This is a genomic window from Azohydromonas lata (genome assembly GCF_034427735.1).
Lineage (GTDB): Bacteria > Pseudomonadota > Gammaproteobacteria > Burkholderiales > Burkholderiaceae_C > Azohydromonas > Azohydromonas lata.
The window spans coordinates 246135-259118 of the sequence record NZ_JAXOJX010000001.1 but is presented as its reverse complement, the minus strand read 5'-3'; the positions used below and the strand labels follow the sequence as shown (position 1 = coordinate 259118).

The window sequence follows — 12984 nt, the reverse complement described above, 5'->3', positions numbered from 1 at the left end:
AACCTCCCGATGAAACTGGAAGACCTCATCCTGGTCAGTGTGGACGACCATGCGATCGAGCCACGGGGTGCCTTCGACCGGCACATGCCCGCTCGCTTCAAGGGCCGCCAGCCCAAGGTGGTGCAGAGCAAGGGGCGCGACGTCTGGGTGTTCGAGGGCCGTGCCACCGGCTACATGGGCCTGAACTCCGTGGTGGGCCGTCCCAAGGACGAGTACGGCATGGAGCCCCTGGGCTACGAGCACATGCGCCGCGGCACGTGGGACGTCAAGGCGCGCGTGCAGGACATGAACGCCAACGGCGTGCTGGGCTCGATCTGCTTCCCCACCTTCCCCGGCTTTGCGGGCCAGCGGTTTCAGCAGTACCAGGCCGCACGCGACGTGTCGTTTGCCGCGATCCAGGCCTACAACGACTGGCACCTGCACGACTGGTGCAATGCCGCGCCCGGCCGCTTCATCCCGCTGGGCCTGATTCCGTGGTGGGACGGCGAGCTCGCCGCCGGCGAGATCCGCCGCATGGCCCAGCAGGGCGTGCATGCGATATCCCTGTCGGACAATCCGGCGCTGCATGGCTTCCCCTCCATCCACGACGACCACTGGGATCCGGTGTGGAAGGCCTGCGCCGACCACGACGTGGTGATCTGCTGCCACATCGGCACCGGGGTCAAGGCCGAGCATGCGTCCGATCTCACGCCCATCGACGCCTGGATCACGTCGATGCCGATCTCGATCGCCAACTCGGCGGCCGACTGGATCTGGGCGCCGATGTGGAAGAAGTACCCCAAGCTGCGCATGGCGCTGTCCGAGGGCAGCATCGGCTGGATCCCGTACCTGCTCGAGCGCGCGGACTTCACCTACCGTCATCACCACGAGTGGACGATGACGGATTTCGGCGGGGGCAAGCCCAGCGACGTGTTCCGCAAGCACATCATCACCTGCTTCATCGAGGACGAGTTCGGGCTGCGCAATCTTGGGGACATCGGCGAGGACATGGTGACTTGGGAGTGCGACTATCCGCACTCGGACTGCACCTGGCCCGGCTCGCCCGAGATCTTCCACGCACAGACCAGGCACCTGACGGATGCGCAGATCGACAAGATCGCTCACCTCAATGCCATGCGCGAGTTCTCGTACGATCCGTTTGCCATCCTCGGGCGCGAGAACTGCACGGTCGGCGCGCTGCGCGCCCAGGCCGCCGGCGTCGATACCAAGCCGCTGCTGGGCATGGGCGGCGCCCGCCCCGTGCGCGAACCGGGCAAGCCCGTCACTTCGGGCGACATCCACCGGATGTTCTGCGCGGCAGACGCCGAGACCGCGCTCTGAGCCGCTGTCGCTGCCATGCTCCCGCCCGGGGCATGGCGGCGACATGCTGCAGCACATGCGGGTTCCTATATATGTACACAGATTCGAATTCTGTCTATATTCGCCGCGCTGGACCACAATGCGAGGCGAAGGAACCCCTTATGCTGACTCCGACAATACCGACGCTGGCCGATGGCACCCGGATCGATGACCTGGTGAACCTGGCAACCCGAGAGGTGCAGATGCGCACGCTCTCGGATCCCGAAATCTACGAGCTGGAGATGGAGCGCATCTTCGGCCGCATCTGGGTCTTTCTGGGCCACGAGTCCGAGGTCCCGAACTCCGGCGACTTCGTCGTGCGCGACATGGGCTCCGACTCGGTGCTGGTGACGCGCGACAAGAGCGGCGAAGTGCACGTGATGCTCAACATGTGCACGCACCGCGGCATGCGCATCTCCACGCTCGACGCCGGCAACACGCAGATCCACACCTGCATCTACCACGGCTGGGCCTTCCGGCCCAATGGCGAGTTCCTCGGCGCGCCCGTGGAAAAGGAGCAGATGTACGGCAAGATCCGGACCAAGCAGGAACTGGGTCTGAAGAGGGCGCGCGTCACGCTCTACGGGGGGCTGATCTTCGCCACCTGGAACATCGACGGCCCCTCCTTCGAGGAGTTCCTGGGCGATGCCAAGTGGTACTACGACATGCTCTTCCAGCGCACCGACCGGGGGCTGGAGGTGCTGGGCCCGCCGCAGCGCTTCACCGTGCGCGCCAACTGGAAGGCCGCCGGCGAGCAGTCGGCCGCCGACGGCTATCACACGCTCACGCTGCACCGCTGGCTGGGCGAGGTGGGCAACTACTCCAAGAAGGGCGACGGCGAGGGCGGTGGTGGAGACCTCAGCCCCGAGATGTACGGCTCCGAGGTCAGTTCCCCGCATGGCCATGCGCTGCGCTGCATCGACCTCGCGCGCAAGATCCGCCGGCTCACGGGCAAGGATCCCTCGCAGCTGAGCATCGAAGAGAAGCTGGCGGCGCTGCCGCCGGCGGGCATGACGCCCGAGATGGTGCCGCAGCTCAAGAAGCACCTCAGCGATGGTCAACTGCAGGCACTGACGTGGATGCCGCCGCAGGTGGGCGGCATCTTCCCCAACGTGCTGTTCGGCTTCGTCTACATCCCGCAGGCCGACGGCTCGGTGGTCGGTTCGATCACCCTGCACGCCTACGTCCCGCGCGGCCCGGACAAGCTGGAGTTCGTGAACTGGATCCTGACCGAGAAGGATGCTCCTGCGGAGCTGCGCGACAAGATGCGCAAGCAGACCACGCAGCTCTTCGGCACCTCCGGCATGGTGGAGCAGGACGACTCCGACACCTGGCCCCACATGACGCTGGGCGCCAAGGGCGCCCAGGGCAAGAAGATGACGCTGAAGTACCAGGCGGTGTACGAGACCGGCAAGCCCGAAGGCTGGCCCGGTCCCGGGATCATCAACGAGGGCTTCACCAAGGACGACACGCAGTGGCACTGGTGGCTGTACTGGCGTCAGCTGATGCTGGGCGAGATCTGAGCCCCTGCAGCCCCACAAGCCACTTCCATGGAGACAATTCCCATGACCGATCTCAAGCCCGGCCAACTGGTGCCGGTGGGCTCGCCCGTCTACAACCGGGCGCTGGAGTTCCTGTACGTCGAGGCGCGCCTGCTCGACGAGATCCGCCTCAAGGAATGGGGCGCCCTGCTGGCCGAGGACCTGGTCTACACCGCCCCGCTGCGGGAGACCCGTCCGGTGAGCCAGCAGGCCGCGTCAGTGGTGCGTACCACCCAGCACTTCGAGGACGACTGGCGCTCGGTAATGGGCCGCATCATGCGGCTCACGGGCACCAAGAGCGCCTGGGCCGAGGACCCGCCCTCGCGTACGCGGCGCATGGTCACCAACGTGATGGTGGAGCAGGGCGACCAGCCCGAGGAGTACCGCGTGCGCAGCAACCTGCTGGTCACGCGCAGCCGCTTCAACTTCGACGAGCTCGACCTCATCAGCGGCGAGCGCCGTGACGTGCTGCGCGTCAGCGGCGAGAGCTTCAAGCTCGCCCGCCGCGAGATCCTGCTGGATCAGGCCGTGCTGGGCACGCCCAACCTGGCCATCTTCCTCTAGACACTGGCGTCCGCCTCGAACGCCAGCCAACCCTCGTCGTCAGCGCACAGGCGCTGCGGCGAGGTACTGAAGTCCCAGGTCGACCCCACCACACGCAGCGCCTGCGCAGCCCGCACGGGCTGCTGTGCCCAGCACAGGCCGGTCACCCGCGCATGCGGCTGTTCGTCCAGCGGGAGGCCCTTGCCATTGGAGATGACGGCGCAGCGGCGCAGCACCAGCGCCGCCTCCGCCTCGTCCGCGGACAGTGTCTGCAGCGCCCAGCCAGCCATGGCCTGGCGCACCCCCATGCCAGCATAGAGCGGCGGCTCCACGATCGTGTCGTCCTGCAGGGACCACGACAGCAGCAACGTGCCGTCGCGCCACAGCAGGGCGTTCGTGCGTCCGGCCTCACGCAGGGGCACTTCGATGTCGTAGCGACGCGTACTCAGGCCGCGTGCGGCCGCAGCGCAGGCCAGCCCCGCGAGCTCGAGCTGGTGCGTGCAGTGCTGGCGCGCCTCGACCGAACGCGTCACGGTATGGGCAATGGGCGACAGCGCCATGCCCACGAGCTGCTGCAACTCGGCAGCAGCGCCTTCGCACAGCGTATAAGGCTGTCGCGCGGCCGTCGCGCGCACAGCGGCGATCCGGCCCTCACGGGCCGCGAGCTCGACACGGAAATGGTGGAAGTCGTCCTCCAGCGCCGCGCGCACGCAGCTGTCGCCTCCATCGGTGCGGCTCCTGATGTCAATGCGGCGGCGGAATCTAGGCGGGGTCATGGCGGGCAAGGGTCCTCACCGGGTGTCACACGGAGGGTGAAAGTGTACGATTATCGTGAATGTGTTCAATAACCATTCCGAAATGGAGATGAGGATGACTCTGCTGAAAGACAAGGTGGCTGTGATCACGGGCGCGGGCGGCGGCATCGGCCGCGGCATCGCGCGCTGCTACGCGCGCGAGGGCGCCGCGGTGGTGGTTGCGGAGATCAACGAGGACACCGGCGTCCAGGTCGAGCGCGAGCTCAAGGAGCTCGGCGGCCGGGCACTGTTCGTGCGCACCGATGTGATGCGCAAGGAGGCGGTCCAGGGTGCGGTGCGCGCTGCAGTGGATGCCTTCGGTGGCCTGGACATCCTGGTCAACAACGCGTTCGTGCCATCGCCCAACGTGCTGCTGGAGGACAAGACCGACGAGATGCTGGCGCAGACCCTGAACTCCACGCTCTGGGCCACGTGGTGGGCCATGCAGGCGGCGCTGCCGCTGATGCGCGCGCGCGGTGGCGGGCGCATCATCAACTTCACCTCCATCGATGTGGAGGTCGGCGCCTGGCAGCATGCCGACTACAACAGCGGCAAGTCGGCGGTGGTCGGTCTCACGCGCAGCGCTGCTGCTGAATGGGGGCGCTTCAACATCACGGCCAACGCGATCGCGCCGACCGCGATGGGCGCCACGTTCCACAAGCTCGCGGCCGAGGTGCCGGGCTTTGCCGAGAAATCGGCCGCCGCGCGCCCCCTGGGGCGTTCGGGCGACCCTGAACTCGACATCGGCCCGGTGGCCGTATTCCTGGGCTCGGAGATGTCGCGCTACGTCACTGGCGAGACGCTGCACGTGGACGGCGGGCTGCACCTGCCGGGCTACAACTCGCGGCCCCCGCACGTGCCCGTGCGGGAGTACTGAGTCCGATCGATGGAGCGCGTGTCAGCGCTTCTTCACGCTGATGCCGCTGGCTTCCTGGTCCCAGGTGGCCGCGGTGCAGCCCTCGTCGCGCAGCAAGTACTTGAGCACGCGCCCTTGAGGGTTCTTGGGCAGCGTGTCGCGGAACTCGATGTAGCGCGGCAGCGCGTAGTACGGCACCGAGTCCACGGCCCAATGGAACAGGGCTTCGGGGGTCAGCGTGGCGCCAGGGCGCAGGATGGCGGTGACCTTCACGTCGTCCTCGCCCTTGGGCGAAGGCACCGCGTGCACGGCGACTTCGGCCAGGTCGGGATGGCGCGCGAAGGCGGCCTCCATCTCGAAGCTGGAAATGTTCTCGCCACGGCGGCGCAGGTAGTCCTTCTTGCGGTCGACGAAGTAGAAGAAGCCCTGCTCGTCGAATTTGCCGATGTCGCCCGTGTGGAGCCACAGGTTGCGCAGCAGCTTGAGCGTGTCCTCGGGGCGACGCCAGTAGCCCATGAACATGATGTCGGGCTTGAGCGGGCGCACGATGATCTCGCCCGCCTGGCCCGCGGGCAGCTCACGGTCGTGCTCGTCCACGATGCGCACATCGAATTCCGGGATGCGCCGGCCCGAGGAGCCCGGTGCCGCGTATTCACCGCCAGGCAGCGACGTCACCACCGCCGCCTCCGTCAGGCCGTAGCCGTTGCCTCCCACCTGACGGGCACCGAAGCGCTCGCGCCAGACGGTCTTGACCTCTTCGGTGAAGGGGTTGCCGCGCACGGTATGGATCTGCCCCTTGCAGCGCAGCGCCGCCTCGTTGTCGGGCGCGTTGGCCAGCAGCGCGCCCATGCTGCCCAGGATGGATGCGATGGTGGCGCCGCTGCGCTCGACCTCGGGCCAGAAGTTGCTCACCGAGAAGCGCGGCACGATGGCCACGCGCGCGCCCACCAGGATCGTGGCCACGACGCCCACGCACAGCGCATTCATGTGGAACAGCGGCAGCGGCGTGATCGTCACGTCGTCGGCGGTGGCCGGGCCGGCACGCAGCTGCTGGCGTGCCAAGTGCACCATGTAGTTGTGGCTGACCATGCAGCCCTTGGACGGCCCGGTCGTGCCCGAGGTGTAGATCAGGCAGGCCAGCTCGCCGGGTTGTGGCGTGCGCTCGAACGGCGTGTCATCGCTGCCGCGGTGCGCATCCAGCGCCGCGAGCGTGAGCGTGCCGCACAGCGCGCTCTCTGGCCGGCCGCGCTGCAGCACCAGCCGAGCTTCGGGCAGTTCGGCCGACACTGCGGCAATGCGTGCGACGTAGTCGGCCTCGCAGACCACGATCGCCGCGCCAGCGTCGGCGATCTGGTGGCGCAGGAAATCGCCCTTGAGCGCGGTGTTGATCGGCACGCTGACCGCGCACAGCTTGTTGATGGCCAGCCAGCACAGCACCGCGTCAAGGTTGTTGTCCAGCATCGTGACGACGGTCTGGCCAGCCTGCACGCCCAACGCCGCCAGCTCGTGCGCCAGCCGCGTCGACATCATGTCCACCTCGCCGTAGGTCACCAGCTGCCCCGAGAAGTCCAGCAGGACCCGGTCAGGATGGCTCTTGGCCGCGCGCTCCAGCGCAGCAATCGGTGTGTCTTGCTCACCCAGGTACCAGGTGGCTTCGGGTCCCATGCCGGTCATCTCGTGCGTCCTTCCGTGCAGTTGTTCAGGAAAAATCGGTCCAGGAGTGGAGAGGAAAAAATGATTCTGATATTAGAAGACAATTCTAATGCCTGCATGGCTTTGCCAGATCGCTGGAAAACCCGCACAGACGCGAAACCGAAACTACCCACCATTAACCTCAGGAGGAACTGCGCATGAGCCGCTCCAATCCATCCGGCAACGCCGCCGTGCAGGCGGCTGCCAAGCGACCCGGCAAGAGCACTGTGGCCAAGGCCCCGGCGTCAAAGTCGGCGGCAGGCAAGGCCAAGCCGGGCAAGGCCGCAACTGCCAAGGCGCAGGTGGGCCAGCCAGCCGCGGGCGCACAGGTCATTGCCCTGCCTGATCGTGGCGCGCAACAGCGCCGGCGCAGCAACCGCCGCTCGGAGCAGACGATCGATCGCATCCTGGCGGCCACGGAAAACATCGTCTTGCAGTCCGGCGCCGAGCGGATCTCGATCCTCGACGTGTGCCGCGCCGCCGATGTCTCGCGCGGGACGTTCTACCGTTACTTCGCTTCTCAGGAGGAACTGCTTGATGCCTTCTCGCGCCACAAGCGCGAGACGTTTCACCGCACCCTTGTCGAGTCGGTGGAGGTGTTCACGGACCCCGATGAGCGCTTTGCCGCTCTGGTGCGCTACCTGGACGAGTACCTGGAGCGCGGCAATTCGCGGCGGCTGCTCGTGGTGGCGCCGGACTATGCGCTGGGCTTCTTCAAGCGCATCTTTCACGACTCGGTGGTGCGCTTCCAGGACGTGCTGGGCATCGTGTTCGATGCCTGGGAGGAGCGCCTGGACATCAAGCTCGACCGCGAGCTGGTGTGCGAGATGCTGATCCGCTACGTGCTCAGCGAGCAACTCGTGCCCAGCGAGGGCGGCCGCAAGGCGCTGCCGCGCCGCATTGCCCGCCTGGTCGAGTCGCTGGTCACGGGCGGGACATCACGCGTGCGTCGCTGAAGCGGCGGCCGGCGCAACGCCGGCCATGTCCTTGCGCAGCAAGGCTGCAGCCACGTGCCTGAACAGCCGCTCCAGCGGCAGCCCGGGCTGCAGCTCGCGCAGCGGGTCATCATGGGTGGTGAAGGCCTGTGCCACCTCTGACCAGTCGCCTTCGCTGAGGTAGCGACGGGCGGCCGGGAACACGAGCGCCTCTTCCATGCCCATGTGCTCCCACACGGTGCCCGCGAGCTGCTGCACCGCATCGCCCACCGCCTCCAGCGACGCCGCCTCGCTGCTGTCATAGCGCGAGAGCGCATCCGCCAGCGCCTGGACGCGGCGCTGCTCCTGCCCGTGCTGGCGCTCGAGTTCCAGCAGCACGTGGTCAAGCTCGTGCGTACGCTGGCGCAGCAGGCGGAACAGGACCGTTTCCTCCTTCGGGTGATGCTGGGTGCCGGGAAACTCGCGCAGGTAGCGCACCATCTCCGCCGCAAGCCCGACATCCAGTTGCTGGCCCGGCAAGCGGGCCGCACGTACCAGGTGCTGCAGGCCCTGCAGCACTGCCGCGATCGCACGGTGCTCGCCGGCCACGATGCCCAGTGCCCTGGCCGCGGGCGCGCACGCGTCATTGGACTCGACGGCGGACACCAGCACCGGCAGATCGGCGAGTTGCAGCAGATGCTGCGTCACGCTGTGGCGTAGCCAGCCACGCAGGCCCGGCACGCGCCCGTGCGCACTGACGAAGACAAGGTCGCACCCGTGGCGGTGCGCGGCTTCGACAATGGCCTGCGCAGGCTGGTCGCTCGTGCGCGACTCGGTGCCGCAGCTCACACCGGCCGCGCCTGCCGCCGCGGCAGCCTTCACGAGCACGGCACTGGCCGCGCCGGCGGCTTCCTGTGCGAAAGCCTCCTGGTCGAGCGTGTACAGCAGCGCGCCTTCTCCGGTGGCGGCAAGGTCCGGCGCCGCGTGAAAGAACGTGATGCGCGCACCCGCGGAGCGCGCGAACTCGACGCTGCGCGTGACGGTGGCATCTCCGAGCGGACTGTCGTCCAGCGCTACAAGCAGGTGTCGGTACATCGGTGCTCTCCTGTGTCGTGAGGGATGTGCACACGGCGCGAAAAGCCCGCGTGACGGGCCATTGCAAGGCATGACGCCGCCGGCGCAAGTCAGCGTAAACGCTAAATTGAACAAAAACCCAAAATGTGCACAATTTGGTGTGATCATCCTCCAAGGCTACTTCTGAAGGCGACCTAGACCATGCTGATCGACCTGCATGCACATGCGCCCCATCCGGGCTACTACAACCAGCACCCGCACTGGGGGCCGTTCTTCGAGCAGCACAGCGACGGCGACGTCAAGCTGCGCGTGGGGCACTGGATCCTTGGGCTGGGCTCGCCCGAGCGCAAGGCCGCGGTGCGCTCGGGCCAGGGCCTGCAGCTCGAGGAGTACCTCGCGCGCTGGGCCGACCCCAAGAACCGCCTGGCGGGCATGGACGCCGCAGGCCAGAACGCGCAGGTCGTCTCGGTGCCCTCGCACTGCTACATGTACTGGGCCGACCCGGAGTTCAGCGTGCGCTTCGCGCGCAAGGTCAACGACACGCTGGCCGAGTACTGCTCGGGCGCACCCGATCGGCTGATGTTCTGGGCGCACGCGCCGCTGAACGCGCCGCACGAGGCGGCCAAGGAGCTGCGCCGCGCGTGCACGCAGCTCGGCGCCAAGGGGCTGGTGGCCGGCGGGGCCAACTTCGGCGGGCTGGAGTACGACTCGCCGCAGCTGGACGTGGTGTGGGCCACGCTGTGCGACCTGGACCTGCCGATCTTCGTGCACGGCTACAACCAGTCGGTGACGTGGGGGCTGCAGGCCAACCACGACAAGTACGAGACCACGGCCATCGTGGGCATGAACTACGACGAGACGCGCTGCTTCTGGTACCTCGTCAACGGCGGGGTGCTCGACCGCTTCCCCAAGCTGAAGGTCTACATCACGCACGGCGGGGGCTTCGTGCCCTACCAGCTCGGGCGCCTGGCGCAGACCAACCGCAACCTGGACGTCACGCACAACAAGCGCCCGGTGCTGGAGTACATGAAGAACTTCTACTTCGACGTGGAGCTGCACGAGCTGCCCATGCGCCAGGCGCTGGTGGACATCATCGGGGCGGACCAGGTGGTGTATGGCAGCAACTTCGGCGGCTCCGATGCCGTGCGCCACGACCTCACCGAGGGCCTGCGGCTGTCGCAGCCGGACCTGGACAAGATCCGCTGGAAGAACGCCTGCGAGCTGCTGCACCTGGACCCGGCCAAGCTGGGCCGGCCCGCAACGCAACCGGCGGTGGTGAGCGCATGAAGCTTGCCCGCTGTACCGACGGCGGCGCGCCGTTCTGGGCCGTTGTCGAGCCCGAGAAGGGGACGCTGCGTCCCATCGAAGGCTCGGTCGCGCAATGGGGGCCTGCGCTCACGAGAGGCGAAGGGGAAGCCGCGCTGCGCTTCACCGGCGCACAGCGGCCCATCTCCAGCGTGCGGCTGCTGCCACCCATCGAGAGGACCAACCGTGTCGTCGTCGCCGGCGCCAACTACGCCAAGCACCTGGCGGCCGACTTCGGCATCAAGTCGCACAGCCAGCCCATCGCCTTCCTCAAGGCCCATGGTGCGCTCATCGGCGCCAATGACGCTCTGCGCTACCCGCCGCTGACCAAGGAACTCGACCACGAGGTGGAACTGGTGGCGGTGATCGGCGCCGAGCGCGTGGACCGCAGCAACCCGCTGTCCAGCGTGCTGGGCTACACGGTGGGCAACGACGTCAGCGCGCGCGACCTGCAGCGCAGCGGCCCGCCCGGCGTGGGCATGGACCTGTTCGCCGCCAAGAGCGCCGACCAGACCACGGGCCTGGGGCCCTGGATCGTCACGCGCGACGAGTTCCCGCAAGGCTCGCCGAAGCTGCGCTTGCTGCTGCGCGTCAACGGCGACGTGCGCCAGGACGGCAACACCGCCGAGATGACCTGGGACGTGGGCCAGCTGGTGTCCTTCGTGGATGAGCGCTCGAGCTTCGAGTGCGGGGACGTCATGTTCACGGGCTCCCCGGCGGGTACGGCGCAAGGCAGCGGCAAGTTCCTGCAGCCCGGCGATGTAGTGGAGGCCGAGGTGGAGGGCATCGGCACGCTGCGCAACGTCGTCACGTTGATGGATTGAACCCAGACAGAAAGAAAGACTTCATGAGCATCACGAACAACAAGGTCGTCGTCGTCGGCGCCGGCCTGATGGGAACGGGCATCGCGCATGCCTTTGCCAGCAGTGGCTTCACCACCGTGCTGGTGGACAGCAATGCCGCGGCCACCGACAAGGCGCTGGCGGCGGTGGCCAAGATCCTGGACGACGGCGTGCGGCTGGGCAAGGTCGAGGCTGAGGCTGCCGAGGCTGGCAAGGCGCGGCTGACGGTCGAGGCGGACCTGGCCGTGGCCGCCGAGGGTGCGGCGCTTCTGGTGGAGACCGTCACCGAGAACCTCGCGGTCAAGAAGCAGGTCGTGTCCACCGCTGCGCCGAAGATGGTGCCGGGCGCGCTCATCGCCACCAACACCTCCGCGCTGAGCGTCACCGAGATCGCCACGGCCGTGGAGCAGCCCGAGCGCGTCGTGGGCATGCACTTCTTCAACCCGGTGCACAAGATGAAGCTGGTGGAGCTGGTGCGCGGGCTCGCGACCAGCGACGAGGCCGTGGCCCGTGCGCGCGAGTACAGCGACGCGCTGGGCAAGACGTCGATCGTCGTCAACGAGGCGCCTGGCCTGACGACCAGCCGCATGTCGGCCATGCTCGGCAACGAGGCCATGTGGATGCTGCAGGAGGGCGTCGCCACGGCCGAGGACATCGACACGGCGCTGCGCATGGGCTTCAACCACCCCATGGGCCCGCTGGAGCTGGGTGACCTCACCGGGTGGGACACCCGGCTGTCGGTGCTGCGCTACCTGCACTCGACGCTGGGGGAGAAGTTCCGCCCCTGCCCGCTGATCATCAAGATGGTCGCCTCCGGCCGCCTGGGCCGCAAGGCTGGCGCCGGGGTCTACCGCTATGACGAGAAAGGCCAGCGCATCCCCGGCTCCGGCCTGAAGGCGAGCGTGCTGTGAGCGCCGCCGATGTCGTGATCGTCGGCGCGGCGCGCACGCCCGTTGGCAAGTTCAAGGGCAGCCTGGCCGGCGTACGCGCCGACCACCTCGGGGCCGTGGTCCTCAACGAGCTTGTGAGCCGCAGCGGCCTGAAGCCCGAGGTGGTGGACGACGTGATCTTCGGCTGCGTCACGCAAATCGGCGAGCAGTCGGCCAACATCGCGCGGACCTCGCTGCTGGGCGCGGGCTGGCCCGTCTCGATCCCCGGGCTGACCATCGACCGCAAGTGCGGCTCCGGCGAGGAGGCGGTGCATGTGGCCGCCGGGCTCATCGCCTGCGGCGCGGCTGACGTGGTCGTGGCCGGTGGGGCCGAGAACATGAGCCGCGTGCCCATGGGCAGCAACCGTGCCATCCACGGGGAGGCCTTCGGCTGGATGGCCGCGGATCGCCATGAGCTCACCAGCCAGGGCGAAGCCGCCGAGCGCCTGTGCGACGAGTGGCGCCTGGGCCGCGAGGAGCTCGACGCCTATGCCGTGGAGAGCCACCGCCGTGCCGCCGCCGCGGCCGCGGCTGGGTATTTCCGCCAGGAAATCGTGCCGGTGCCGGTGGCCCAGGTGCGGGAGAAGGGCTTGGAGGACGAGGCAGCGCTGTTCCAGGCCGACGAGACCATCCGCCCCGGCACGGCGATGGAAAAGCTCGGCACGCTCAAGACGAGCTTCCGTCCCGACGGGCGGCTCACCGCGGGCAACTCGTCGCAGATCTCGGACGGCGCCGCGGCGCTGCTGCTGATGTCGGCCGACAAGGCCCGTGCACTGGGCCTCAAGCCCCGTGCGCGCATTCGCGCGGTCACCACTGTCGGTTCGGATCCGACCCTCATGCTCACGGGCCCGATTGCCGCCACCCGCAAGGTTCTCGCCCGCGCCGGCCTCACGCTTGACGACATCGACCTCTTCGAGGTCAACGAGGCGTTTGCGCCGGTGCCGCTGGTGTGGATGAAGGAGATCGGCGTGGCGCACGAACGGCTCAACGTCAATGGCGGCGCCATCGCGCTGGGCCACCCGCTTGGCGCCAGCGGCGCACGGCTGATGACGTCGATGCTGCACGAGCTGGAACGCCGTGGCGGCCGCTTCGCGCTGCAGTCCATCTGCTGCGCCGGCGGCATGGGCACGGCCACCATCATCGAGCGGCTGTGACG

At 67.9% G+C, this 12984-nt stretch carries 12 protein-coding genes; 9 read left to right on the top strand and 3 right to left on the bottom strand.

Going from position 1 to position 12984, the window contains the following annotated elements; all coding sequences use genetic code 11:
• Nucleotides 1–9 precede the first annotated feature (9 nt).
• The 3 genes from SM757_RS01195 to SM757_RS01185 all read left to right on the top strand — a co-directional run bounded on the left by SM757_RS01195 (nt 10) and on the right by SM757_RS01185 (nt 3443).
• Entirely contained in the window at nt 10–1320 is a 1311-nt protein-coding gene (locus SM757_RS01195; protein ID WP_028997031.1) for an amidohydrolase family protein, read from the top strand.
• A gap of 140 nt (nt 1321–1460) precedes the next feature.
• Nucleotides 1461–2861: an aromatic ring-hydroxylating dioxygenase subunit alpha gene (locus SM757_RS01190; protein WP_028997030.1), complete on the top strand. Its 1401-nt coding sequence runs from the start codon at nt 1461–1463 to the stop codon at nt 2859–2861.
• Nucleotides 2862–2903: 42 nt separating this feature from the next.
• Complete coding sequence (locus SM757_RS01185; RefSeq protein ID WP_238446611.1) at nt 2904–3443, top strand: 3-phenylpropionate/cinnamic acid dioxygenase subunit beta; 540 nt, start codon at nt 2904–2906, stop codon at nt 3441–3443.
• Here the strand turns inward: SM757_RS01185 and SM757_RS01180 are convergent.
• A complete protein-coding gene (locus tag SM757_RS01180; protein ID WP_028997028.1) occupies nt 3440–4198 on the bottom strand; it encodes a DUF2889 domain-containing protein in 759 nt (252 codons plus the stop codon). The genes SM757_RS01185 and SM757_RS01180 overlap by 4 nt on opposite strands.
• A 94-nt stretch (nt 4199–4292) precedes the next feature.
• Here SM757_RS01180 and SM757_RS01175 point away from each other — a divergent pair, with 94 nt between their 5' ends.
• On the top strand, nt 4293–5093 hold the full coding sequence (locus SM757_RS01175) for an SDR family NAD(P)-dependent oxidoreductase (RefSeq protein ID WP_028997027.1): 801 nt from the start codon (nt 4293–4295) through the stop codon (nt 5091–5093).
• 21 nt (nt 5094–5114) lie between these two features.
• Here SM757_RS01175 and SM757_RS01170 read toward each other — a convergent pair whose 3' ends face one another.
• A complete protein-coding gene (locus tag SM757_RS01170) occupies nt 5115–6746 on the bottom strand; it encodes an ATP-dependent acyl-CoA ligase (RefSeq protein ID WP_322463887.1) in 1632 nt (543 codons plus the stop codon).
• A gap of 176 nt (nt 6747–6922) precedes the next feature.
• Here SM757_RS01170 and SM757_RS01165 point away from each other — a divergent pair, with 176 nt between their 5' ends.
• Nucleotides 6923–7720 carry a TetR/AcrR family transcriptional regulator gene (locus tag SM757_RS01165; protein ID WP_084150444.1) on the top strand — a complete coding sequence of 266 codons (798 nt, stop codon included), beginning with the start codon at nt 6923–6925 and terminating at the stop codon, nt 7718–7720.
• On the opposite strand, the gene SM757_RS01160 is transcribed toward SM757_RS01165, so the two are convergent.
• Nucleotides 7703–8773: a universal stress protein gene (locus SM757_RS01160; protein ID WP_322463886.1), complete on the bottom strand. Its 1071-nt coding sequence runs from the start codon at nt 8771–8773 to the stop codon at nt 7703–7705. The two genes, SM757_RS01165 and SM757_RS01160, sit on opposite strands and share 18 nt — an antisense overlap.
• 180 nt (nt 8774–8953) lie before the next feature.
• Here SM757_RS01160 and SM757_RS01155 point away from each other — a divergent pair, with 180 nt between their 5' ends.
• Genes SM757_RS01155 through SM757_RS01140 form a run of 4 tightly spaced genes read left to right on the top strand, consistent with a single transcriptional unit; the run spans nt 8954 to nt 12982 of the window.
• A complete protein-coding gene (locus SM757_RS01155) occupies nt 8954–10039 on the top strand; it encodes an amidohydrolase family protein (RefSeq protein WP_322463885.1) in 1086 nt (361 codons plus the stop codon).
• The gene (locus tag SM757_RS01150) at nt 10036–10881 is read left to right on the top strand and encodes a fumarylacetoacetate hydrolase family protein (RefSeq protein WP_028998297.1); all 846 of its coding nucleotides are present in this window, start codon (nt 10036–10038) and stop codon (nt 10879–10881) included. Before SM757_RS01155 ends, SM757_RS01150 begins: the two co-directional genes overlap by 4 nt.
• A 23-nt stretch (nt 10882–10904) precedes the next feature.
• Nucleotides 10905–11810, top strand: coding sequence for a 3-hydroxyacyl-CoA dehydrogenase (locus SM757_RS01145; protein ID WP_322463884.1), 906 nt, complete (start codon nt 10905–10907; stop codon nt 11808–11810).
• Nucleotides 11807–12982: a thiolase family protein gene (locus SM757_RS01140; protein ID WP_028998295.1), complete on the top strand. Its 1176-nt coding sequence runs from the start codon at nt 11807–11809 to the stop codon at nt 12980–12982. The genes SM757_RS01145 and SM757_RS01140 overlap by 4 nt, the downstream gene beginning before the upstream one ends.
• Nucleotides 12983–12984 lie beyond the last annotated feature (2 nt).